Source organism: Halomonas sp. DP5Y7-2, assembly GCF_019802025.1.
In the GTDB taxonomy this organism is placed as follows: Bacteria; Pseudomonadota; Gammaproteobacteria; order Pseudomonadales; family Halomonadaceae; genus Halomonas; species Halomonas litopenaei_A.
Genome location: NZ_JAHVHY010000001.1, coordinates 451807 through 474729 on the forward strand (window position 1 = coordinate 451807; position 22923 = coordinate 474729).

At 62.9% G+C, this 22923-nt stretch carries 20 protein-coding genes; 7 read left to right on the forward strand and 13 right to left on the reverse strand.

Features of this window, described 5'->3' with window-relative positions:
- Positions 1 to 3: 3 nt before the first annotated feature.
- The 8 genes from KUW18_RS01900 to doeA all read right to left on the reverse strand — a co-directional run bounded on the left by KUW18_RS01900 (position 4) and on the right by doeA (position 9288).
- Positions 4 to 819, reverse strand: coding sequence for a DUF1206 domain-containing protein (locus KUW18_RS01900; protein WP_222560681.1), 816 nt, complete (start codon positions 817 to 819; stop codon positions 4 to 6).
- Between the two features lie 161 nt (positions 820 to 980).
- Positions 981 to 1922 carry a cyclodeaminase gene (locus KUW18_RS01905; RefSeq protein ID WP_222560682.1) on the reverse strand — a complete coding sequence of 314 codons (942 nt, stop codon included), beginning with the start codon at positions 1920 to 1922 and terminating at the stop codon, positions 981 to 983.
- A gap of 115 nt (positions 1923 to 2037) precedes the next feature.
- Positions 2038 to 3057 (reverse strand): hydroxyectoine utilization dehydratase EutB, encoded by a 1020-nt coding sequence (gene eutB, locus KUW18_RS01910; RefSeq protein ID WP_222560683.1) that lies wholly within the window; start codon positions 3055 to 3057, stop codon positions 2038 to 2040.
- Between the two features lie 131 nt (positions 3058 to 3188).
- Positions 3189 to 4598: an aminotransferase gene (locus tag KUW18_RS01915; protein WP_222560684.1), complete on the reverse strand. Its 1410-nt coding sequence runs from the start codon at positions 4596 to 4598 to the stop codon at positions 3189 to 3191.
- Between the two features lie 144 nt (positions 4599 to 4742).
- Positions 4743 to 6212, reverse strand: coding sequence for an NAD-dependent succinate-semialdehyde dehydrogenase (locus KUW18_RS01920; protein WP_206939711.1), 1470 nt, complete (start codon positions 6210 to 6212; stop codon positions 4743 to 4745).
- Between the two features lie 243 nt (positions 6213 to 6455).
- On the reverse strand, positions 6456 to 6941 hold the full coding sequence (locus KUW18_RS01925) for an Lrp/AsnC family transcriptional regulator (protein ID WP_222483530.1): 486 nt from the start codon (positions 6939 to 6941) through the stop codon (positions 6456 to 6458).
- Positions 6938 to 7954: a N(2)-acetyl-L-2,4-diaminobutanoate deacetylase DoeB gene (gene doeB / locus KUW18_RS01930; protein ID WP_222560685.1), complete on the reverse strand. Its 1017-nt coding sequence runs from the start codon at positions 7952 to 7954 to the stop codon at positions 6938 to 6940. Before doeB ends, KUW18_RS01925 begins: the two co-directional genes overlap by 4 nt.
- Positions 7955 to 8088: 134 nt before the next feature.
- Positions 8089 to 9288, reverse strand: coding sequence for an ectoine hydrolase DoeA (gene doeA / locus KUW18_RS01935; RefSeq protein WP_222161751.1), 1200 nt, complete (start codon positions 9286 to 9288; stop codon positions 8089 to 8091).
- A gap of 287 nt (positions 9289 to 9575) precedes the next feature.
- Between doeA and KUW18_RS01940 the strand changes: the two genes are divergently transcribed.
- Both KUW18_RS01940 and KUW18_RS01945 read left to right on the forward strand, forming a co-directional pair.
- A complete protein-coding gene (locus tag KUW18_RS01940; RefSeq protein WP_206939737.1) occupies positions 9576 to 11006 on the forward strand; it encodes a PLP-dependent aminotransferase family protein in 1431 nt (476 codons plus the stop codon).
- Between the two features lie 30 nt (positions 11007 to 11036).
- A complete protein-coding gene (locus KUW18_RS01945) occupies positions 11037 to 11981 on the forward strand; it encodes a 2-hydroxyacid dehydrogenase (RefSeq protein ID WP_222560686.1) in 945 nt (314 codons plus the stop codon).
- Positions 11982 to 12101: 120 nt separating this feature from the next.
- Here the strand turns inward: KUW18_RS01945 and yghU are convergent, their stop codons facing one another.
- The 5 genes from yghU to KUW18_RS01970 all read right to left on the reverse strand — a co-directional run bounded on the left by yghU (position 12102) and on the right by KUW18_RS01970 (position 17314).
- A complete protein-coding gene (gene yghU, locus KUW18_RS01950) occupies positions 12102 to 12977 on the reverse strand; it encodes a glutathione-dependent disulfide-bond oxidoreductase (RefSeq protein ID WP_222560687.1) in 876 nt (291 codons plus the stop codon).
- Between the two features lie 153 nt (positions 12978 to 13130).
- Complete coding sequence (locus KUW18_RS01955; protein WP_206939743.1) at positions 13131 to 13889, reverse strand: SDR family oxidoreductase; 759 nt, start codon at positions 13887 to 13889, stop codon at positions 13131 to 13133.
- Between the two features lie 252 nt (positions 13890 to 14141).
- Positions 14142 to 15251, reverse strand: coding sequence for an alkene reductase (locus tag KUW18_RS01960; RefSeq protein ID WP_222560688.1), 1110 nt, complete (start codon positions 15249 to 15251; stop codon positions 14142 to 14144).
- A gap of 580 nt (positions 15252 to 15831) precedes the next feature.
- The gene (locus KUW18_RS01965; protein WP_222485288.1) at positions 15832 to 16416 is read right to left on the reverse strand and encodes a TetR/AcrR family transcriptional regulator; all 585 of its coding nucleotides are present in this window, start codon (positions 16414 to 16416) and stop codon (positions 15832 to 15834) included.
- A 340-nt stretch (positions 16417 to 16756) separates the two neighbouring features.
- Complete coding sequence (locus KUW18_RS01970; protein WP_206939749.1) at positions 16757 to 17314, reverse strand: DJ-1/PfpI family protein; 558 nt, start codon at positions 17312 to 17314, stop codon at positions 16757 to 16759.
- 210 nt (positions 17315 to 17524) lie between these two features.
- On the opposite strand from KUW18_RS01970, the gene KUW18_RS01975 reads away from it, so the two are divergent.
- From KUW18_RS01975 to KUW18_RS01995, 5 genes are all read left to right on the forward strand, one after another.
- On the forward strand, positions 17525 to 18208 hold the full coding sequence (locus KUW18_RS01975) for a hypothetical protein (protein ID WP_206939751.1): 684 nt from the start codon (positions 17525 to 17527) through the stop codon (positions 18206 to 18208).
- A gap of 331 nt (positions 18209 to 18539) precedes the next feature.
- A complete protein-coding gene (locus tag KUW18_RS01980; RefSeq protein WP_222560689.1) occupies positions 18540 to 19466 on the forward strand; it encodes a lysine exporter LysO family protein in 927 nt (308 codons plus the stop codon).
- Positions 19467 to 19563: 97 nt separating this feature from the next.
- A complete protein-coding gene (locus KUW18_RS01985; RefSeq protein ID WP_224908072.1) occupies positions 19564 to 20637 on the forward strand; it encodes a LacI family DNA-binding transcriptional regulator in 1074 nt (357 codons plus the stop codon).
- 112 nt (positions 20638 to 20749) lie between these two features.
- Positions 20750 to 22192: an ATP-binding protein gene (locus KUW18_RS01990; RefSeq protein WP_206939755.1), complete on the forward strand. Its 1443-nt coding sequence runs from the start codon at positions 20750 to 20752 to the stop codon at positions 22190 to 22192.
- Positions 22189 to 22896, forward strand: coding sequence for a response regulator (locus KUW18_RS01995; protein WP_206939757.1), 708 nt, complete (start codon positions 22189 to 22191; stop codon positions 22894 to 22896). Before KUW18_RS01990 ends, KUW18_RS01995 begins: the two co-directional genes overlap by 4 nt.
- Positions 22897 to 22923 lie beyond the last annotated feature (27 nt).

Consider the following 22923-nt stretch of genomic DNA (forward strand, 5'->3'; position numbering starts at 1 on the left):
GCATCAGTCCACCTTCACCTGTCGGAAGCGAGCATTGATCACGCAGTAGGTGCCGTAATTGAGCAGTCCTCCTGCCACCGCGGCCAACCACCATGGGCCAAAGGGCTGGGCGGCCAGAGCATCCAAGGCCCCACCCAGCCCCTCGGCCTGGCCTGGGTCGGCCTGCCAGGCAGCAGCCAGCAGAAAGCCTCCGATCAGTGCGAAGACCACGCCGCGAGCGGCCAGGCCCCAGCGGCTGAGCCCTGACGCGAGGTCTTTCTGGCGCTTGCTCATGTCCTGCCGTCGCCAGCGCTCCAGGTAGCTGGCGGTCAACGCACGCCAAGACTGGCGCACGCCAACACCGATAAAGATCAGGCCCAGTGCGGCCACCAGCCAGAGACCGCCAGGGTGGGACATCAGCATCGCTGTTCGCTCCTCGGCCCCTCCCGTGGTCTCGTGAGGATCATCCAGCAGCTCAAGCCCGTACCAGCCTAGACTGGCGTAGATGAGTCCGCTGATCACCAGCGCCGCCCGTGTGCCCAGGGCCTTCAGACTACGGCCACGATTCTCCACATCGAACAGTCCCTGCAAGCCACGCCAGGCGGCATAGGCATAGAGACCCGCCACCAGTGCCGCCAGCATCAGCGAGCCAAACGGTTGCCGCGCCAGATGAGCCAGGGCTTCCTTGGTGCCGACATTGTCACCGCCCAGTCCCACCGCCCCCAGCGCGGCCAGGAGTCCGATCAGCAGATAGACAACGCCCTTGGCGGTATAGCCAAGTCGCGCCAGGATAACGATCCATCTACGCCGATGGCGTAGAGGCGCAGGTAGAGAGGGCATGACAGCTCCAGACACTCAAGACCCCTCTATCCTCCGCAAAAAATCTCGTTTCAGCAAAAACGATTGGCAGCGCAGCCTCCCCCAGCATCTGGAGTCGTCCTGATTCGGCCTGTTGTTGGCAAACGTGGCCATCACCGCCCTGACGTTCTGGCGATGAGCCGCTAGCCCAGCCGGTTCAGGGCATGGGCGGCAATGGCCGTATCCTGCACGCCCGTCCCGGTGAGGTCACACACGGTAATGGTGGCATCGGACAGGCGCAGACGATCCCCACGCGCAATGACCTGGCCCAGTTCATGCACCTTGAACGGCACCTCACGTCCATGAAACGCCTTCAGCTCGCCGTTGGACTCGCTCTGGGCGCGGGTGTCACAGACAAAGGCGTCGGCACGCGTCAGTACGCTTTCGGCCAACTCCCGCTTATCCGGACTATCCGACCCCATGGCGGTCACATGCACCCCTTCGGGCAGGTCGGCGGCCTCCAGAATCGGTGCCTGGGAAGGCGTGGTGGTGACGATGATGTCGGCCATCGCGCAGGCCTCACGCACGCTATCGTGGACATTCACGGTAAGCCCCGCCTCACGCATGGTCTCGGCGTACTCCTCGGCAGCCGACCCACGCCGAGACCACACATCGACGATCTCGATGTCACGTACCAGCCGCAGTGCCTCGACCTGCCGGATGGCCTGCTCCCCGGCTCCCAGCACGGTGACGCGGCGACTGGAGTCACGGGACAGGTACTTGGCGGCGATGGCGCCCGCCAAGGCGGTGCGCACCATCGTCAGATAGCCCTCATCGAACAGCACCGCATCGACCAGACCGGTGCGGGCCGAGAACACCATCATCAGGCCGTTCAGGCTCGGCAGGCCTATCTTGGGATTGTCGAAGAACCCCGGGCTGACCTTGATCGCAAAGCGGTCGTGACCACGAATATGGGCGGTCTTGACGTCTACCTCGCCATTGGCCTCCTCAATGGCCATGGACAGGATCGGCGGCTGCACCACCTCGCCTCGCCCCAGCGCAGCGAAGCCCTCTTCGACGGCTGCCAGGGCGTGATGGTCGATAGCGACAGCCTGACGAATCTGTTCGCGGTTGAAGAGCTGCATGCATGGCTCCTTGTCATGGATAGGACACCTGTCACCTGTCGGTGCCCTGTGAAGAAAGTCCTGAGGCGGACGCTGGATCAAGCCTTGGTCTCATGTGCGGCCTCAAGTGCGGGCCTCAGCCGCGAGGGCCATCGGCCGCACACCGGCGCGCCTGGTCAAGGGTATCCAGCGAGACGCCATTGCCGGAAAGTACCAGCACAACGCGCTCTCCGCGAACGTCCAGGTGGCCCTGCGCCATGGCCGCCAAACCGACAGCGGCGGCCCCTTCGACCAGGATCTTGTCGTGCTCGAGCAGGTCCACCATGGCCTGGGCGATGGCACGCTCCGACACTTGGCAATGGTCGTCCATCACCTGTTTGACCAGCTCGAAGGTGCAGCGATTGTCCAAGCCGATACCGCCACCCAGGGAGTCTCCCAGGCTCTCGACCTCGTCCACCTCTACCGGATAGCCCGCCGTGAGGCTGGCATGCATGGCGGCCCCCTCGGCCAGGCTGACACCGCTGACGCGGGCAGCAGGACGCACGCCCTTGATCGCGGCCCCAATGCCTCCCAGCAGTCCTCCACCGGACAGCCCCACGATCACTCGGTCAAGCTCGGGCAGGTCTTCCAGCAGCTCGATCCCGATGGTGCCCTGGCCCGCCGCGATAAGGGGGTCATCAAAGGGAGGGATCAGCGTCATGCCCTCTTGCTCCACCAAGCGCGCCACCTCCATGAAGGCCTCATCCTGGCTGGCTCCCACCTGTCGAACCTGGGCGCCCAGGGCCTCGATAGCAGCGACCTTGTTAGCCGGCACCAATCGCGACAGGCAGATCACGGCGGGTACCCCGAGACGCGACGCCGCATAGGCGACCGCGCGCCCATGGTTGCCGGTGGAGGCGGTGGTCACGCCACGTGCCAGGGCATCGCGTCCATCTCGCTCCAGCAGCGCGGCGATCATGTTGGTGGCACCGCGCAGCTTGAACGCGCCGGTGGGCTGCAAGGTTTCGAGCTTGAGATACACCTCAGCGTCAAAGCGTTCGGACAGCGGTCGCGACAACACCAGCGGTGTACGTGTCACCTGGCCGGCAATCCGGTGTCGGGCCTTGAAGATCTGGTCCAGGCTTACGCCATGGGCAGAGCACGTGGAGGCTTGCATGGCTGTCTCCTTTTATGGCGCGCGACGAAGGCGACCGTCCTCCAGCGCCCCCGCCGCCGCGTATAAACCGACAGGGGCCGCCTCCCTCAAGGAGACGACCCCATGTCACACACCGCAGATCAGCGCTGACGTCAGGCGGTCTGCAGAACGCCTTCCTTGACCAGCTGATCGGTGACCTTGTTCACGGCACGCTCGGCACGGGCGACAATTTCATCGACCTCGGCGCGGGTAGTGGTCAGCGGCGGCGCAAACCCGAGGATGTCACCCTGCGGCATGGCACGAGCAATCAGGTTCTCCTCGAGCGCCGCGGCGGCGATCCGTGGGCCCACCTTGTGGCTCGCGTCGAAGGCCTGGCGGGAATCAGGATCCACGGCAAACTCCAGTGCCGCCAGCATGCCCACCCCACGGGCCTCACCGACGATGGGATGATCGCCGAACACCGCCTGCATGCGGCTCTGCAGGTAGGCGCCGGTATCACGCGCGTTGCCGGTCAGGTTCTCACGCTCGATGATCGCCAGGTTGGCCAGAGCTGCAGCACATCCCAGAGCGTGGCCGGAATAGGTCCAACCGTGACCGATCGGGCCCAGCTCGCTGGTACCTTGCTCAAGCACTTGCCACACGCGATCCCCCACGATCACCCCGGACAAGGGCTGATAGGCACTGGTCAGGCCCTTGGCGATGGTGATCAGGTCGGGCTTGATGCCGTAGGCATGGCTGCCGAAGTCGGCGCCGATACGGCCAAAGCCACAGACCACTTCATCGGCGATCAGCAGGATGTCGTACTTCGCCAGCACCGCCTGGATGGCGTCCCAGTATCCTTCGGGCGGTGGCACGATGCCGCCGGTGCCGAGCACCGGCTCACCAATGAAGGCCGCCACGGTGTCGGGACCTTCCGCCAGAATCATCTCTTCAAGCTTCTCGGCACAATAGGCGGAGAACTCGCGCTCGCTCATGCCGGCCTGCTCGGCACTGCGCTGGTAGTAATGGGGTGCCTCGGTGTGCAGCACTCCAGCCATGGGCAGGTCGAACTGATCATGGAACGCCTTCAGACCGGTCAGCGAGCCGGTGGCCAGGCCGGAGCCGTGATAGCCACGCTGGCGCGAGATGACCTTCTTCTTCTGCGGGCGGCCCAGAACGTTGTTGTAGTAGCGCACCAGCTTCAGCTGGGTCTCGTTGGCATCGCTGCCGCCCAGGCCATAGTAGACCTTGGACATGCCGGGACCCGCCAGCTTCAGAATCTGCTCGGACAGGGCGATCTGAGGCTCATTGGAGTGACCAACGTAGGTGTGATAGTAGGACATCTCCAGCGCCTGCTGGTAAATGGCCTCGGCGACTTCGGTGCGGCCATAGCCGATGTTGACGCAGTAGAGCCCGGCAAAACCGTCGATGAATTCGCGGCCGTCCTTGTCGACGATGTGAATGCCCTTGCCGCCGGTGATGACGCGGCCAGGCGCGTCGCCATGGGCGAAGTCACGCAGGTGCGTCGAGGCGTGAAAGGTGACCTTGCGGTCGCGATCGATCAGGTCCTGATGGGTGCTCATGTGGTTTCCTTGTTTCCTTGCCCGTAGCGCTTCCCGCTCTCGCCGAGAGAACGGATCAGCCGTTTCGTCATCAATGTCGGCCCGTACCTGCTACGGGCCAACCGTCCTGCCGCGGTCATGTCGTCCATCACCGCAGGCTGTCATCTAGCTGCCAGAGACCGAGCCCAGTGCGCCGAGGCAGTAGTACTTGGTTTCCAGATATTCATCGATACCGGTGGCGCCACCTTCGCGTCCGAGGCCCGACTGCTTGACGCCCCCAAACGGCACGGGAGGACCGGTCATCTTGACCGAGTTCACCGACACCATGCCGAACTCCAGGGCGCGCAGCAGCTTCCAGATCCGCCTGATGTCATGGGTGTAGACATAGGCGGCCAGCCCGTACTCGGTGTCATTGGCCAGAGCGATCACCTCATCGTCATCGCGGTAAGCCGTCACGCCTGCGACCGGAGCAAAACACTCCTGACGCCATACTTTCATGTCCTGGGTCACGCCGGTGAGCAGCACCGGCATGAAGAAGTTCTCTCCCGGAGCATCCGTCTGATCCCCGGCGACCAGGGTGGCACCGCGGGAGACGGCGTCGTCCACGGTGGCACGGGCGTTTTCCACCGCCCGGCGGTGAATCAACGGCCCCAGGTCCACTTCGCTGAGCATCCCGTCGCCCACGGTCAAGGCGGCCATACGCTCGCTAAAGTGCGCCACGAAGGCGTCGTGGATTGACTCGTGCACCAGGATCCGGTTGGCCGCCAGGCAGTCCTGCCCTGCGGTCTGGAACTTGGCCGCCACGGCGGCCAGGGCCGCTTCCTTGGGGTCCATGTCCGGGCCCACGATGAAGGGCGCGTTACCGCCGAGCTCCATCGACACCCGCTTGACCGTCGGCGCGGATTGCTCCAGCAACAGTCGCCCCACACGGGTGGAGCCGGTGAAGGACACCGCCTTGACCCGGTCCTCGGCGCACAGCAGCGACGACACCTGGGCGGCATCCCCCAGCACCACATTGAAGATGCCCGCCGGGATTCCGGCACGCTCGGCCAGCTCCGCCAGGGCCAACGCAGAGAACGGCGTCTCGTTGGCCGGCTTGACGATCACCGGGCACCCCGCCGCCATGGCGGCTGCTGCCTTGCGAGTGATCATCGCCAGCGGAAAATTCCATGGCGTGATCAGCAGCGCAATGCCGACCGGCTCCTTGATCGTCCCCAGCGCCGCGTTGGGAATGTGGCTGGGAATCGTCTCGCCGTAGGTTCGCTTGCCCTCCTCGGCGAACCAGCGCACGAAGCTGGCCCCATACTCCACTTCTCCACGCGCATCGGGCAGCGGTTTGCCTTGCTCGAGCGTCATGATCGTCGCCAGATCTTCGCGGTGCTGCTGCAGCAAGTCGTACCACGCCAGCAGACGTTCGCAGCGCTCGTCGGCGCGCAGGGCTCGCCACTGGGCGAAGGCCTCGTCGGCCACGTCCACACTACGACGGATCTGGGCCGGCTCGAGCAGCGGGATATGACCGATCACCTCACCATTGGCGGGGTTGATCACCGCTTCTTCGCGGCCTTCATCACCGTGGGTCCACTTGCCACCGATGTAGGCATACTGACGAAACAGACGCGGATCGCTGAGCTTCATGACGCTACCTCCCTAGTCGGTTCCGTCGTCTCATCAGGGGGACGGAACACCTGTATCAATGCCATGGCAGGCGCCACGCAATGACGTCATGGTAAGGGAGATACCAGGGACGGACTTTTTGAAGCCGCCGCTGGAAGATGGCATTTTTTTTGTCCCGACTCGCTACATCGAGGTTTTTTCTGCCATGCAGGTTTGTGCAAACCGATGACCCAGGCAGGCCCCTGACGAGGCCCGGCCCGAGCCTCAAGTAGCGCTGCTGTTCAGGGCGTCGATATCGACCCCCTGGCGCGGCGCCTTGACCTGCTTGGTCACGATGTAGGTGAAATAGCGCTCGATCCCGATATCCGACGTCAGCCAGTCATCGATCAATCGCTGATAGGCGTCGATGGTCTCGGTCTCGACCTTGATCAAGTAGTCGACCCCTCCACCGACGGCCACACATTCCGTCACCTCGTCGGTCGCATGAACCAAGGCCTCGAACCGCTGAAAGCTCTCGGCGTTATGGGCCTTGAGCTCGATCTGCACCCATACGGGTGTGCGCCGAACCAATGCGGCGGCATTGATTCTGGCGCAATAGCCTTCGATGACGCCGGCCTTCTCCAGACGCCTCACCCGCTCCCAGCAGGGGCTGACCGAGAGGTTGATGGCTTCGGCCAGCCGCGACTTGGTGATGCGCCCGTCCTGGGACAGGATGGACAGTATCTTGAGATCGTAACGGTCAAGTTTCATGACTCGCCCAGGGATTCCACCACTTCCGCGATCACCGCAATGGTGTCCCCCATGTTGACCTGTGCCGGAAAGCGACGGGCCGCCAGGATGCCATCGCGTTCGGCCTGATACTCGATGGGCTTGGCACCGCTGCGCGTCATGTCATACACCCTTGCAATCACATCACCGCGTTGAACGCTGTCGCCGAGGGCGTGGGTCAGCTCGAGCAGCCCGGTGTGTTCACTCTGCACGTAGCAGCTGGCATCCGGCATATCGAGATAGACCTGGGTCTCGGGCATCGCTACCTCACCCTGCTTCAAGCCGAAGTGAATCAAGATATTGTCGATGCCGCGCTCGGTGATGGCGAGGCTCTCGGGGGTCGAGGTGCCACCGCCACCCAGCTCGGTCGCGATGAAGACCTTGCCCTGACTTTCCACCACCGTATCGAACAGGGCCGCTGCATCGAGTTCGAACATCATCATGGCGTAGGGAGCGCCAAAGGCCTTGGCGCCTTCCAGCGCCTGACGCTGCTGCTCGGGGTTGTCGAGCACATGGGATGCACCAAACGGAATGATATCGAGGGTGCGGCCGCCAGAATGCAGGTCCAGCACGATATCGGCCATCGGCACCATTTCGCGAGTAAAGTAGTCGGCGATCTTTTCCGTTACGCTGCCGTCGGGGTCTCCCGGAAAGCTGCGATTGAGGTTCCCGCCATCCATCGGTGAGGTGCGTCGTCCTACCTGGGCCGCCGGCGTGTTCATCATCGGCACGATGATCACCCTCCCCTGCACCTCTTCCGGCTTGAGCGATACCGAAAGCTTCTGCAGCGCCGTGATGCCCTCGTACTCATCACCATGGTTACCACCGGTCAACAGCGCCGTGGGACCCTCGCCATTGGCCACCACCGTCACCGGAATCATCACCGCTCCCCAGGCCGACTCGTCGTTGGAAATCGGCAGCTTGAGAAAACCGTGCTGAACGCCCTGGGCGTCGAAATCAACGGTCGCGGAAATCGGGCTCTTGCGCTTGCTCATGGGAACTCCAGAACAGAATCTGCGGAAAGCATGTCGATGCCGTCATGGGCACCGGATTATGGTGAGATCGCATCCGGCGCTGTGGTCCTGTCATGGCAACGGGACAGCAGCGCCGCAGCGGCCAGGGGAAACGTCTACTTGACGAACAGCTGACGCGGGAAGTCGGCCAGGGGCTCAGCCCCGTTTTCGGTGATCAGGATGCTTTCGGTAATCTCGAGCCCCCAGTCATCCATCCACATGCCCGGCATGAAGTGGAAGGTCATTCCCGGTTCGAGGATGGTGTCGTCAGACGGGCGCAGGCTCATGGTACGCTCGCCCCAGTCCGGGGGATAGCTGATGCCGATGGGGTATCCACAGCGGGCGCCCCCCCGGTCAAAGCCGTACTTGTCCATCGCCGCGCCGAGCGCCAGAGCGATATCGGCAGTACGGTTGCCCGGCTTGGCCACCGCAAGACCGTTTTCGATACCTTCCAGCAAGGCCGACTCACCGCGCACGAACTCCTTGGGCGGCTTGCCCAGAAACACCGTGCGCGACAGCGGGCAGTGGTAGCGCTTGTAGCAGCCGGCAATCTCGAAAAAGGTGCCTTCCCCCTCGCGGAAGGGAGTGTCGTCCCAGGTCAGGTGCGGTGCCGCGGCGTCACTGCCCGTCGGCAGCAGCGGGACGATGGCCGGATAGTCACCGCCATAGACCTGACCGGTGCTGTCGGTCCAGCCTTCAATGCCGACACGATAGATTTCCGACACCAGCTTGGACTTGGCCAGACCCGGTTCGATCATCTCGAGAATGCGTGAGTGCATGCCCTCGACGATACGCGCCGCCACCCGCATGTACTCGATCTCACGCGGAGACTTGATCGCTCGGCACCAGTTGACCAGTGCATTGGCATCCTGAAAACGCGCGTGGGGCAGTTCCTTGACCAAACTCTGATAGGCCTTGGCGGAGAAGTAGTAATTGTCCATCTCCATGCCGACCACCCCTTCACACCATGCCCGGTCAGGCATGATCGACTGCGCCAGATACTCCATGGGGTGCATGTCGGGGTTCTGGACGTAATAGTCGGGGTAATAGGTGATGTTGTCCGGATCCATCCAGCAGGTGCGCAGCGCACCGTTGCTGTCCTGACGCCGGCCGTACCACACGGGCTCGCCCTCGAGCCCCAGCAAGACGCACTGATGTACGTAAAAGGACCAGCCATCGTAGCCCGTCAGCCAGGCCATGTTGGACGGATCGCTGACGATCAGCACATCGATGCCTCGCATCGCCATCTCGGCACGCACCTTCTGCAGGCGCTGAGCGTATTCCTCACGAGTGAACGGCAGGGATACCTGAATCATGAAACCACTCGCCAAACAATGTCATCACCGAAAACCGGGCAACTAGAGGCCCGGCGCGCCCTTGCAGATGCCTTGAACGAACCGGCGTCAACCGCTGCCGAAGATGGGCCTGGGGCCTCGCCGCTTTCGTTCAATGTCTGCTTGATGCGGCATTGCTTCCCCTGTAGCGTGCGGAGGAAAGAATTGTCATGACAATCGTCATGAAGCGTCATGACAATGACTGATCAATGCCGTCTTGCTGATACTAGCACTACGTATAAGCTCCCGGTCAAAGGCTTTATTGCATCATGACAATTGATCTACTCGGCCAACTCGCTGCCCTGATCGATGGGCTTCCCGACGACGGCCAGCCAAAGTACCTGGCCATTGCGCGGGCGCTGTCCCGAGGCATACGCTCTGGTGAGCTTATGCCGGGCACTCGCTTGCCGCCCCACCGAAGATTGGCAGAGCACATTGGCGTCAGCGTACAAACGGTATCTCGCGCCTATGCACAGGCCGAAAAAATGGGCCTGGTCCAGGCCAGGGTCGGCAGTGGCACCTGGATCAATGCGCTGGACGACAATCGCGAGTCCGCCTATCTGCGCGCAGGTGAGCCCCGCTCGGAACAGGCATTGATTGACCTGTCGATTGCTCATCCGGTGTGTCCTCCCGCCCATCATCAGCGCTTTCGTGACAGTCTGCGGGAACTGGCCGACACGGCGCATCCTGACGTGTTTGCCGCGTGCCGCCCGATTGCTGGACTCCCTCATCAACGCGAACTGGCCAGCTGGTGGCTGAACGAGCGGCTGGGGATGCCTGGCGAGCCGGACGACCGCATCCTCACCAACGGTGGCGCTCACGGCATCATGCTGGCCATTTCCAGCGTGGTGCAACACGGTGATCTGGTGCTGACCGAAGCCCTGACCGACCATGGGCTGATCGCCCTGTCGCGAACACTTGGCTTCCAGCTGAGAGGCGTCGCCATCGATGGTCAGGGCATGGTGCCGGAGGCCCTGGATGCCGCGTGTCGCCGCTTCAAGCCTCGCGCCGTGTGCCTGACATCAAGCCAGCTCAACCCTACCGGAGCGACTCAGGGCGAGGCCCGTCGGGACGACATTGCCGCGATCCTCGAGCGGCATGGCGTCTGGCTGATCGAAGATGACGTTCACGCGTTGCTTGAGCCCCAACCCCTGGCCCCGGTCAGCGCGCGCATCCCCACCCAAGGGTTTCATGTCACCAGCCTGACCAAGGCCACCATGCCGGGACTGCGCGCGGGATATCTGACCGTACCGCGCAGCCAGCTTCACCATACGCTGCCACGCCTGCGCGCGACCTCCTGGATGGCCACGCCGCTGTGCTTTGAAGTGGCCAATGCTTGGCTGGAGGACGGCAGCGTGGATCAGATGGCGGCTCATCAACGGGATCTGCTGGCCGAGCGCCAGCGCTTGGCCGCCCGCCTGCTGGCGGAGCATGGCCGCGCCTCTCGCCCCACCAGCCTGCATGTGTGGCTATCGCTACCGGGAAGCTGGCGCGCGGAGGAACTGCAGCAACTGGCCGAACAGGAAGGCGTGGCGATCACCACGGCCACGCCCTTCATGGTGGAGCAGACTCCGGCCCCGCGACGAGTGCGCTTGAGCCTTGGCGCCGAGCCGGATATCGAACGCCTGGAGGAAGGCCTCAGGCGCCTGGCGCAGCTGCTGGATGACGCCCCGCCACCCATGATGCAGATTGTCTACTAGACCCGACCTACCGCCCGCAGAGGACTGTCCATGAAAGTTATCGTACATACCGACCAGGCAGACCAGTGGCAGCGCGCATTGAGCGAACGGCTACCCGGCGCGACCATCTGGAAGAGCCAAGACACGGATCGACAGCAGCGCGCCGAGGCCGACTACCTGGCCGCCTGGAAACCGGATGAGACGCTGATGCGGGAGTGCTCCGGCCTCAAGGGCATCATCAACCTGGGGGCTGGGGTCGATGCCTTGCTGAACAATCCGGCCCTGCCCCGAGATGTCCCGATCGTCAAGCTGCGCGATGCGGGCATGGGCGAACTGATCGCCGACTACACCCGCTATGGCCTGCTGCATTTCCAACGGGACTTCGATCGCTATCAGCGCCAGCAACAGCAGGCCCAGTGGCGAGAACACGCCGTCATCGACAAGCAGGAGTGGACGGTCGGCGTACTGGGATTGGGGGCCATCGGCGCCAAGGTCGCCGCCACCATCGCCGCCGACGGCTACCCGGTGCTCGGCTGGAGTCGATCGCCCAAGTCGCTGGAAGATATCGAGTGCCTGCACGGTGACGCTGGGCTGGAGCAGGCGCTGCAACGCTCACGCACCCTGGTGCTGCTTCTGCCAGATACTCCCGCGACTCACCACATCATCAACCAGCGCAGCCTGGCGCTACTGCCCCAGGGTGCCAGCCTGATCAACCCCGGACGCGGCACCTTGATTGACGAGGCAGCGCTGCTGCAGGCATTGGGCCCGGCCGATGACCATCAGGAGGGTCGTCTGCGCGGGGCGCTGCTCGACGCCTTCCCGGTGGAACCCTTGCCGTCCTCCAGCCCGCTGTGGCACCACCCGAGGGTTCTGGTGACGCCTCACATGGCTGGCCCTACTCCGCTCAACGAGGCCCTCGACCAGGTCGCCGCAAGCATCGAGGCGCTTAGCCAGGGCAAGGAGATCGAGACCGTGGACCCCGAAGCAGGCTATTGATAGCAGCGCTCATTGTGGCCTGGAATCGCTGACACACCCTTGCGAACCAGAAAAAAAAGGGCACCTCATGGAGGTGCCCTTCTGCGGTCGTTGATCAACGATCTTGCATCACGTCACTGCTCAGCTGTCACCGCCGATCTTGTCCTGGGTGCGCGTGTCGAAGTCACTGGCATCGTGCCGTTCGTGCAGCTGCTCGGCAGGCTCGCCGAAGGTGCGATTGACCATGCGCCCACGCTTGACGGCGGGGCGGGCATCGATAGCCCTGGCCCAGCGCAGCACGTGGGTGTACTCGTGCACCGACAGAAACTCGGCGGCATCGTACAGCCGGCCCAGGACCAGCTGGCCGTACCAGGCAAACGTCGCCATGTCGGCGATGCTGTAGCTGTCACCCGCCAGGAATTCATGGTCGGCCAGGTGGCGATCCAGCACATCCAGCTGGCGCTTGGTTTCCATGGTGAAGCGATTGATCGGATACTCGTACTTCTCAGGCGCGTAGGCGTAGAAATGCCCGAAGCCTCCGCCCAGATACGGCGCGGACCCCATCTGCCAGAACAGCCAGTTCATGGCCTCGGTCCGGGCCTTGTGGTCAGTGGGCAGAAAGGCGCCAAATTTCTCCGCCAGATACACCAGGATTGACCCCGACTCAAACACCCGCGTCGCTGGCTGAGTGCTGTGGTCCACCAATGCCGGGATCTTCGAGTTCGGGTTGATCTCCACGAAACCGCTGGAGAACTGGTCGCCATCGCCGATGCGGATCAACCAGGCATCGTATTCCGCCTGGTCATGGCCCAGCGCCAACAACTCCTCCAGCATGATATTGACCTTCACGCCATTGGGCGTCGCCAGGGAGTAGAGCTGCAGCGGGTGTTTTCCGACCGGTAGCTCCTTGTCGTGGGTCGGTCCGGCGATCGGCCGGTTGATGCTGGCAAATTGACCGCCACTTTCGCCTTCCCACTTCCATACTTTCGGCGGCTGGTACTGTGTGTCGTTGCTCATGATGTTCCTTCACGTGATGTGGGCATCATCCCGCTCAGTCCGGGATCCGCTGTCGTCATGTTCGTCGGCAAATCGAGTCGGGTGGCAACGGCGCCACCCTCCTCGCCGCAACATGACCCGACAGCTGACTCAGTGCCGATGTTCCCGCCTAGCTTACAGCTCCTGACGGGTCGGGCGCAGCACCAGCTCATTGACGTCCACGTCGGCCGGCTGCTCCACCGCAAAGGCAATCGCGCGAGCCACCGCGTCAGCGTCGATGGCCAGGGTGTAAAGCTCATTGACCCCCTTGGCCGTATCATCATCGCTGATCGATTGGGTCAATTCAGTGTCAATGGCCCCAGGGGAGATGTTGGTGGCCCGGATCTCGCCACCGGACTCCTGACGCAGCCCTTCGGTCAACGCCTTGACCGCGAACTTGGTCGCGCAGTAGACCGCAGCGGCCGGGAATACCACATGGCCCGCCACGGAGGACAGGTTGATGACGTGGCCCTCGTGCTGTTCACGCATGGTGGGTAGAACGGCGGCAATGCCGTAGAGCACGCCCTTGATGTTGACGTCCACCATCTGGTCCCACTCGTCTACCTTGAGCTTGTCCAGCGGCGACAGCGGCATCAGGCCAGCATTGTTGACCAGCACATCGATCCGCCCGAACTCGTCACGCGCCAGCTGTGCCAGGGCCTCTACCTGCTCACGATCGGTCACGTCGGTCACCCGGTAGACGGCTTGCCCACCTTCGGCCTTGATCTCCTCGCACAGGCGCTTGAGGCGGTCGTCGCGGCGAGCCCCCAGCACGAGCCTGGCGCCACCCTTGGCCAGACGCTTGGCTGTCGCCTCGCCCAGACCGCTGCTGGCACCGGTGATAATGACAACCTTGTCCTGGATGCCGTCGGTACTTACGTTCTTGATATCCATGCTGATCTCCATTATCGATCCGTGAAGACATCGACGCTCGGTAAAAACACCCGTCGCCCCATGTCATGCACGAAGCACGCCCGTCTGGGGTCGCTCCGCGAAGGCCTCAGAGCGTCACCGAATGCGTCATTGAGACTGTCGTTGAGAATGTCATCTAGCGTGCCGTTAAGAGTGTCATTAACGGTGTCGTGTCTAAGCGCCACCGCACCCCCGCGGGGTGCGGGACTCGGCTCTCCGGGGGAGCCGTCTCCATCACTGTTGGTCGAGAAACGGATAGTCGGTGTAGCCCGTTTCATCGCCACCGTAGAAGGTGTCGTAGTCCGGCTCATTGAGGGGCGCATGGCGGCGGAAGCGTTCAGGCAAGTCCGGGTTCGCGATGAACGGGCGGCCGAAGGTCACCAGGTCCGTCTTGCCGGCGGCAATACGCTCGCGCGCTTCGCTGGCGGTGTAGGCACCGTTGGCAATGTACACGCCGCTGAAGCTGTCACGGATGGCGCTGATGATGGCTTCGGGACGGCCGTTCTCATGATTGCCCTGGAAGGAATCCTCGACCACCTCCAGGTAGGCAATGCCGACGTCATCCAGTGCCGCAGCGAAGGCAGGAAAGGTCTCTTCAGGCTTCTGGTCGTGCACGTCATTGAAGCTGCCCGTCGGGCTGATGCGCACGCCGACACGCCCCTTGCCCCATACGTCGACCACGGCGCGCACGACTTCCAGCGGCAGGCGCAGGCGGTTCTCGACACTGCCACCATAGGCGTCGGTGCGTGCGTTGCTGTCCGACTTGAGAAACTGATCGAGCAAATAACCGTTGGCAGCGTGGACCTGAACACCATCGAAGCCCGCCTCACGCGCATTGATGGCGGCCTGGCGATACTGCTCGACGATACCGGGCAGCTCGTCAACGTCCAGCGCACGGGGGGTCGGCACGTCGACCATGCCTGATTCAGCGCTGATAAACGTCTTGGCCCCCTCCGGCTTGATCGCCGACGGGGCGACCGGGTCAGCCTTGCCGGGCTGTAGCTCGGGATGGGAAATCCGTCCGACATGCCACAGTTGGGCATGGATACGGCCGCCGGCCTCATGCACCGCATCGGTGACCTTGCGCCAGCCTGTGATCTGCTCCTGGCTGTGAATGCCAGGGGTGAACGCATAGCCCTTTCCCTGGGGTGAAATCTGCGTCGCCTCACTCAGGATCAGAGCGGCGCCCGCGCGCTGACGGTAGTAGTCCACATTCATCTGCTGAGGGATATCCCCTGGCTGCGCGGAACGCGAGCGCGTGAGCGGAGACATCAAGACACGATGCGGCAGTTCAATATCACCCAGTACCTGGGGGGTAAAAAGCGGATCCTGTTCAGCGCTCATACAAAGCCTCCTGATCAGTGGTCATCGTCTTGGCGTGACGATCTGGCAAGAAAATGAAAAAGGTCGCCGTTCTTGCTGGTGCAACGTTCTCACGTGGCGAAAGATTCCGTTGGCCGTCCTGCCAATGCCATCACGCCACCGCTAGACAGCCTGGGTGAGTAGCGCTGGCCGCCAGCACTGGAAACCCGTCCTGGTTGCTAGCAATGGAAACTAGCCCTGACGTCGAAACCTGACGCCTATCCCGGAAGGGACTCACCAGTGACGCTTTCTATCAATACACTTAATGTACAACTATTGAATAGATTTTCAACCGTTCTGTACAAATTTTTAGACCAGTCTATTAGTGATTGCGTTCAAAAAAAAGCACTAAGAGCGCTACACACGTCCAGCGAGCGGAATGAGCCGCCGGGCGCACTTGTCGCGACGCCCGAACAGCGCGAAACCCGAGGCCTACGCGCTATCGGCGAGGCGTCAGGGCTGCGCCCAATGCAGCGGCTCATTCGTGCAGGCGCTTGTTCCGTCTTGCCGCAATGTCGCCGCGATGCTGCCGAAGCGGTTCACGCTCTCCTGCTCTTGCGGCTCAGGCCTTGATACACGCCAGCAACGTGTCCTCAAACTCCGACATGGGCGAGCAGGTCCTCATCATCTTGGCCCTGAGCATGGCACCCTGCCAGCCCGCCAGGATGAACGATGCCATCGCCTCTGCGGAGATATCGCTGCGAATCGTGCCTGCTTGCTGCCCTTCTTTCAGGCAGCTGGCAAAGTAGCTTTCCCAGCGCTTGAAAATGCCGTCAAGGGCGTCTCGCAAGCAGTCACTTTGGGACGACATCTCCTGTCCCAGGGTGCCAATCAGACAGCCGCGCAAGTGACCGCATTCCGCCATGCCTTGACGCGCTTCAGCGAAATAACGGTGCAGCCGCGCAAAGGGCTCGTCAGAAGAATGCACCAGCAAGTCCTGGAAGCGCTTGTCGTACTCTTCCGCGAAAGACTCAACGACCGCAAGGCCGAACGCCTCCTTGCTGGCGAAGTAGTGATAGAAGGACCCCTTCGGCACGCCTGCCGCCTTGAGCACCGCATTGATGCCCGTGGCCGTATAGCCGTGCTCGGCAAAGGTGGTCATGCCGACCTGAATCAACAGGTCTCTGGTGGGAGCTTTAGTCGTCATACATCGCACACTAGACCAGTCGTCTACTCACGTCAACCCCATCACAGGTGACTCCGCCGATAACCGCCAGCCTGACCACCAAGGCCCGAATAACGGGGCCTTGGCGTCGAGCAAACACCCACTTCATGGCCTCGCCAGCAGCACAATGAGGCACCGAACCGACCACTAACTATAGGGATACGCTTCCTCGATGTACCTCATCGTTACCCTTCAGGGTTTCACTGCGACGCTTACTTGCGGCGTTTGCCCTGCGGCAATCGATTGGCGACGACACCCGCACGTGAGTCTCCTCCCCAGCATGGGGCTCGCCACCGCCCGCTGCTGTCTACAGCAGCGCGTTCTACAGCAGCGCGTTGAACTGGCGCAACCACTCCGGATGCGCCGGCCAGGCTGGCGCGGTCACGAACTTGCCACAGGTGATCGCATCGGTCACCTCGAGGTCGACAAATTCTCCTCCGGCCAGGCGCACTTCCGGCGCACAGGCCGGGTACGCGGAGATGCGGTGACCCGACAATGACACCGCGGCGGCCAACAGTTGGGCACCATGGCAGACGGCTGCAACCGGTTTTTCACTGTCGACGAAGTGGCGCACTACCTCCAGTACCCGCTCGTCCAGGCGCAGATACTCCGGCGCCCTGCCGCCTGGGATCACCAAACCGTTGTAGTCTGCTACGGTGATGTCGGCAAAGGTCTCGTTCAGCGCGAACAGATGCCCCGGCTTTTCGGTATAGGTCTGGTCACCTTCGAAGTCATGGATGGCCGTCTTGACCGTATCGCCTTCCTTCTTGTCAGGACAGACCGCATCGACACGGTGCCCCATGGCCTGCAAGGCCTGGAACGGCACCATGATTTCATAATCTTCGACAAAATCTCCCGCGAGCAGCAACAAACGTGCCATAAGGCAGACTCCTTGGTCGTTGGAAACGGCGCAGGGTCGAGGCATTGACCGAAAAGTCGACGAGCGCAGGCACTTTTCAGACCCGCCTCACGCTGACCATGCTGTCATGCAGCGTAACCACTGATCCGCGTCATCGCCAGCGTCGCGGAACCTTGTCGCGGAATCGGCCTCCCACAGTAAGCGACCCGACTTGCCAGCACGGATAACACCATGGCCTCTATTCTCCACTATCGCCGACTTGTCACCCACTGCCGCCAGGCGCTCGGCGCCAGTCTGCTGTGGCTGCTGATCATGCCTGTCACGGCACAGGCCGCGACGCTATCGGCCTTCGACGCTCGCTATCACCTGTCGGTGGACGGCTGGCCGGATGCCACCGTCCATCACCGTCTGCAGCCAGAGGGCGAACATTGGCTCAGTGATATGCGCGCTCGCGTCGCCGTTGCAGAAGGTCAGGAAAGCGCGAGATTCCTGAGCCAGGGGGCACAGCTTCAAGCCATTGGTTACGCCAGCGGCTACAAGCTGCTAGGTATCGGCAAGCGCTACCAGCTCAATGCACCGCAGCTGCGGCAGACCCCTGATCGGCAGACAGCGTTGATTCAGCTGTCTCGCCAGGTACAGCAGCATGGCTGCTCGCCCTCCTGTGAGCTTCGCTACCTCGACCACAAGGGCGAACAGGAACGACTGATTGCCACCCCCATGGCGTCACGCAGGATGGAAGTGCAGGGACGCTCTATCGACGCGCCCAGGGTTCGACTGGCAGACCCTGACAAAGACGACCGACACATGGTGGTGACCTTTCATCCTGAGCTTGCTGGCCTGTTGCTCGGCGTGACCTATACCAAGCGGGGCGAGCAGGTCAGCGAGCTGGCACTCACCTCACTCACCCTCCCGTGACCCACCCCCCATCCCAACCGAGGTCGCGGACCTCCGCTCGGCGGCGCTTCCCCCTCTCTTGCACCGACGACGCTCTGCCGCTTTGGTCGGCTTTCCCGGCCGACCAAATTTGCATAGAGTAGTGCGCTTTATGTTGGCACTGCGGGTAGCGAGGGACATGTCCCAGCGCTCTACCTGCGCCCGCGGCTATCACCCGGGCGCTTCGTGCTGCGAGTGGATCGCCCATGGGAGCGATCCAGCCACCCCTTATACCGGCCGACCATCTCCTTTTCTCCCTGCGTTCTGGGAAGCGCCGACAAGCACTCTATCTATCAAGCAAGGATGCACTTTCATGTTTAGCGGTCTGCTGATCGTTCTGCTGCCCCTGGTACTGGGCTACCTGATCCCCGTTCGCAGCGCTGCGGTGCTTGGCTGGATCAATCGAGGCGTCAGCGCCTCCATCTATCTCATCCTGCTGCTGATGGGCATCAGCCTTGCGGGTTTGCCAGACCTCGGCAACCAGCTGTCGCGCATGGGCGGCCAAGCGCTGACGCTGTTCAGCGTGATTTCGCTGTTCAATCTGGCAGCCCTGTGGTGGCTGTCGCGGCGACTGCGACTGGATCTGGGGAAAAGGCAGGTCGTTGAAGGTGCGCCCACCAGCAAACTGGCCGCCATGGCTGGCTCACTGGCGCTGGTCGGGGTGGTCGTTGCAGGCCTGGTCCTCGGCCTGCTGCTGGTCGGCCGCTGGGGGGCGACCCCTTTCCAGCTGGCGGAGCACCTCGCCGAGTGGGTGCTGTACCTGCTGCTGGCGTTGATCGGCTGCCAGCTGCGCAATTCCGGCATGCCACTCAAGCAGATCCTGTTGAACCGACATGGTCTCTACATCGCCTTGACGCTGGCAACGAGCTCGCTGCTGGGTGGGCTGGCGGCGGCCCCGCTGCTCGACCTTGAGTGGAACGAGGGGCTGGCCATGGCCTCGGGATTTGGCTGGTACTCGCTGTCGGGCATTCTGATCGGTGAGCGCCTAGGCCCCGCGCTCGGGGGCGTCGCCTTCTTCAACGACTTGACGCGAGAGCTGCTGGCCTTCGTACTGATTCCTCTGGTCATGCGCCGCTATGCGCCATTGGCCATCGGCTACGGCGGCGCCACCTCGATGGACTTCACCCTGCCGGTCATTCAGCAGCACGGTGGCGTTCGCTGCGTGCCCATTGCGGTGGTCAGTGGCTTTCTGCTGTCGCTACTGTCACCACCGCTGATTCTCTTCCTGGTGTCACTGTAGCTTCAAGCGTCAGCGCCTGGCAGCGGACCAGGCTTACTGTCGGCACGACATCATCCATCGCAGCCCTGCTGGCGACTGCATCGGAGGACATCCCACCGTGAGCACGTCCGATCGCCCTATCACGCTGAAGGATCTGGCCCAGCGCCTCAAGGTCTCGACGGCCACGGTGTCCAATGCCTTCAACCGTCCCGATCAGCTGTCGCGCGCGCTGCGCGAACATATCCTGGCCGAGGCACGCCGCCTGGGATACCCCGGCCCGGATGCCCGGGCGCGCAGTTTGCGCACCGGGCAGTCGCGCATCGTCGCGGTGGTACTGGCAGAAACCCTTACCTATAGCCTGAATGACGCCGTCTCCAGCGAGCTGCTCAGCGGTGTCACCGAGGTCCTCGACGCCCACGGCCACACCTTGTTGCTGTTGTCGGGACGTCAGGCGGGCTCACCGCGCCAGGCCGACGCGCTGTGCCACCCGGGTTCCGCCAGCATGGCCGACGGCTTTATCGTCTACGGCTTGATGCCCGGTGACCGCCTGATCAACGAACTTCCCGCCCAACGACCTCTGGTTGGCGTCGATTTCCATATCGATGCTCGACCTACCGTGCACGTCGACAATGAACAGGCGTGCTACGCCATTGCGCGCCACGCTCTGACCCACGCGCCCCAACGTGCGGCCATTGTGAGTCTGCGTCTGACCGTGGAGCCGCATAATGGTCGGGTCAGCCAGGAACAGGACTATTTAAGCGCCGACCACACCATCACCCGGGCCAGACTGGATGGCTTCCAGCGCGCGCTGTCCGAGCAAGGCATAGCCCCTGACGACGTGCCGGTGTGGAACATCGATGAAAACGTTCACGCTGTATGTGCCCCCGTGATCGCGGAGATTCTTGACCTTCCCGCCGAACAGCGTCCCGATCTGCTCTTGTGCATGTCGGACCGAATTGCCCTGACCGCGCTAACCCTGGCCGAGCAACGCGGCATCCGGGTGCCGCAGGACCTGCGCCTGACGGGCTTTGACGGCATCGAAGAGGGACAGTACCGCGCACCTCGGCTGACTACAGTACGTCAGAACAGCATCGAGAAAGGACGCGTCGCAGCACGCATGGTACTCGGCCTGGAGCCCGCTCAGCACCAGCGCCTTTCCACCCAGTTGGTGCTGGGCGATACCTGCCCCTGAACCACCGCCGGCGGCAAGCTGCACAAAGGTTTCACCGTTAATGACGCCTTTTCATGCCGAGCAATGGCATGCTGTGCAGGAACCACTGTCATCACGGTCAAGGAACTCGCGCATGTCCGCGAAACGTCTGTTTCGCCCAGCCTTCTCACGCCTGGGACTGAAGCTTTTCGCCATTATTCTGGTCGTCAACGTGGCCATTGCTGGCCTGGTCTTCGTGGCCATTTCTCGTAGTCTCGATCAGGGCTTCATCGAATACCTGGATCGTTCCCAGACCCGGCGTGCCGAAACCCTGGCGGAGGGGCTGGGCGAAGCCTGGGCGCGGCGACAGAACTGGCAATGGCTACGCCAGTCACCGCGGGCCTGGCATCATCTGGTGCGGCGACAGCTATGGCCCGGCGACAACCTGCCACCGCTGTCGATTGAAGGTGACCTGGGGGATCCACGGGATTTCGTACTGCACGACGAGAACGGACTGCCGGTCATCGGCCTGCCACCGGACAAGGATGACATGGCGGCAGAGCTTCGCTGGCTGCCGGTCATGAGTGCCGGGCGCCAGGTCGGGACCCTGGGGTATCGGCCTCCGGAACAGCTGATGGCCCGCATGGATCGACTGTTTCTGGCCCAGCAGCAGCGCAACCTGACGATCATCGTGATCGCACTGGCGCTGACGTCGCTGCTGCTGGCAGCCGCGCTGTCGTGGTGGATGGGACGCCGCGCCCGTGGCATGGCGCTGGCCACCCGGCGCCTGACCGAAGGCGACTACAGCATTCGCCTGCCCGAGCGGGGCCGCGATGAGCTGTCGAGCCTGTCACATGACTTCAACGTGCTGGCAGAAACCCTGGAGGCCAGTCGTGAGGCAAGAAGCCGCTGGGTATCGGACATCGCCCACGAGCTGCGCACGCCCCTGGCGGTGCTGCGTGGGGAGATCGAGGCGATGCAGGACGGCATTCGCGCCCTCGATCAGGACAATCTGCACTCGTTGTCCCAGGAAGTGGGCCAGCTGGAACGACTGGTCGCCGACCTGCGCCTGCTGTCACAGAGTGACGCTGGCGCGCTCGAAGTGCAGCTAGCCCCGCTGGATCTGGGCGAGCAGCTGTCCTCTCGCCTGGATGAGGCGGAGGGCTGGCTGAGTGACCACGGCATCAGCCTGGAGCATGATATCCAGCAGCCTGCCTGGATTCGTGGTGACATCCAGCGCCTGCGCCAGCTTTGGAATAACCTGATCGACAACACTTGCGCCTATACTCAGGCTCCTGGGCAGCTCAGGGTCCGACTCGAACGCGACGCCGACGACTGGCTGCTGCGCTGGGAAGATAGCGCCCCTGGCGTCCCGGCCAGCGAGCTGCCCCGCCTGACCGAGCGGCTATACCGCGTTGAAGGCTCCCGCAACCGCGCCAGCGGAGGCAGTGGCCTTGGCCTGTCCATCGCCACCGCCCTGGCACGGGCCCACGACGCCGAGATGACTCCCTCTCCTTCCGCTCTCGGAGGGTTATGCTGGACCTTGCGTTTTCCGGCCCTGCCCGACCACCTGCAGCAGCACGAGGACACCGAATGACTGATAACGACGCCGCCACCGACACGATCCTGATCGTCGAGGACGAGCCCAAGATTGCACGCCTGGTGGCGGACTATCTGCAGGGCAGTGGCTATGCCACCCACCACATTGACCACGGCGATCAGGTCGTGGGCTACCTGAGCGAGGTCGAGTCACGCCCCAGCCTGGTACTGCTGGACCTGATGCTGCCGGGCACCGATGGCCTGACCCTGTGTCGCGAGATCCGCCAGCGCTGGCCCGATATTGCCGTGGTCATGCTCACCGCCCGCGTCGAGGAAGTCGACCGACTGCTGGGGCTGGAGCTGGGTGCCGATGACTATATCTGCAAGCCCTTCAGCCCACGAGAGGTGGTGGCCAGGGTCAAGGCCGTGCTGCGTCGCAGCCAAGCCCGGCACACTGACAGCCAGGCCAATCACGACCTTATCCTGGATGAGAGCGGCTGGCGCGCCCTGGCCAACGGCCAGGATCTCGGCCTCACCGCGGTGGAGTTCCAGCTGCTCAAGGTCATGATGCATTCGCCGGGCCGCATCTTTGCCCGCGAGCAGCTGATGGATCACATGTACCGCGACCATCGCATCGTCTCGGAGCGCACGGTGGACAGCCACATCAAGAAGCTACGCAAGAAGATCGCGGACATCTGGCCAGAACGAGAAATCATCCGCTCGGTCTACGGCGTCGGCTACAAGTACCAGCCGGAAGAGTGACAGCGATCACCCGCCGACAACGCAAGA

Bases quoted from the DNA above. Each gene is read 5' to 3' on its own strand.
- KUW18_RS01945 (WP_222560686.1), top strand. From the start codon at position 11,037: ATGAAAGTTATCGTACATACCGACCAGGCAGACCAGTGGCAGCGCGCA.
- KUW18_RS01990 (WP_206939755.1), top strand. From the start codon at position 20,750: ATGTCCGCGAAACGTCTGTTTCGCCCAGCCTTCTCACGCCTGGGACTG.
- KUW18_RS01960 (WP_222560688.1), bottom strand. From the start codon at position 15,251: ATGAGCGCTGAACAGGATCCGCTTTTTACCCCCCAGGTACTGGGTGAT.
- KUW18_RS01965 (WP_222485288.1), bottom strand. From the start codon at position 16,416: ATGACGACTAAAGCTCCCACCAGAGACCTGTTGATTCAGGTCGGCATG.
- KUW18_RS01995 (WP_206939757.1), top strand. From the start codon at position 22,189: ATGACTGATAACGACGCCGCCACCGACACGATCCTGATCGTCGAGGAC.
- KUW18_RS01975 (WP_206939751.1), top strand. From the start codon at position 17,525: ATGGCCTCTATTCTCCACTATCGCCGACTTGTCACCCACTGCCGCCAG.
- KUW18_RS01915 (WP_222560684.1), bottom strand. From the start codon at position 4,598: ATGAGCACCCATCAGGACCTGATCGATCGCGACCGCAAGGTCACCTTT.
- KUW18_RS01970 (WP_206939749.1), bottom strand. From the start codon at position 17,314: ATGGCACGTTTGTTGCTGCTCGCGGGAGATTTTGTCGAAGATTATGAA.
- KUW18_RS01905 (WP_222560682.1), bottom strand. From the start codon at position 1,922: ATGCAGCTCTTCAACCGCGAACAGATTCGTCAGGCTGTCGCTATCGAC.
- doeA (WP_222161751.1), bottom strand. From the start codon at position 9,288: ATGATTCAGGTATCCCTGCCGTTCACTCGTGAGGAATACGCTCAGCGC.
- doeB (WP_222560685.1), bottom strand. From the start codon at position 7,954: ATGAGCAAGCGCAAGAGCCCGATTTCCGCGACCGTTGATTTCGACGCC.
- eutB (WP_222560683.1), bottom strand. From the start codon at position 3,057: ATGCAAGCCTCCACGTGCTCTGCCCATGGCGTAAGCCTGGACCAGATC.
- KUW18_RS01900 (WP_222560681.1), bottom strand. From the start codon at position 819: ATGCCCTCTCTACCTGCGCCTCTACGCCATCGGCGTAGATGGATCGTT.
- KUW18_RS01980 (WP_222560689.1), top strand. From the start codon at position 18,540: ATGTTTAGCGGTCTGCTGATCGTTCTGCTGCCCCTGGTACTGGGCTAC.
- yghU (WP_222560687.1), bottom strand. From the start codon at position 12,977: ATGAGCAACGACACACAGTACCAGCCGCCGAAAGTATGGAAGTGGGAA.
- KUW18_RS01940 (WP_206939737.1), top strand. From the start codon at position 9,576: ATGACAATTGATCTACTCGGCCAACTCGCTGCCCTGATCGATGGGCTT.
- KUW18_RS01920 (WP_206939711.1), bottom strand. From the start codon at position 6,212: ATGAAGCTCAGCGATCCGCGTCTGTTTCGTCAGTATGCCTACATCGGT.
- KUW18_RS01925 (WP_222483530.1), bottom strand. From the start codon at position 6,941: ATGAAACTTGACCGTTACGATCTCAAGATACTGTCCATCCTGTCCCAG.
- KUW18_RS01955 (WP_206939743.1), bottom strand. From the start codon at position 13,889: ATGGATATCAAGAACGTAAGTACCGACGGCATCCAGGACAAGGTTGTC.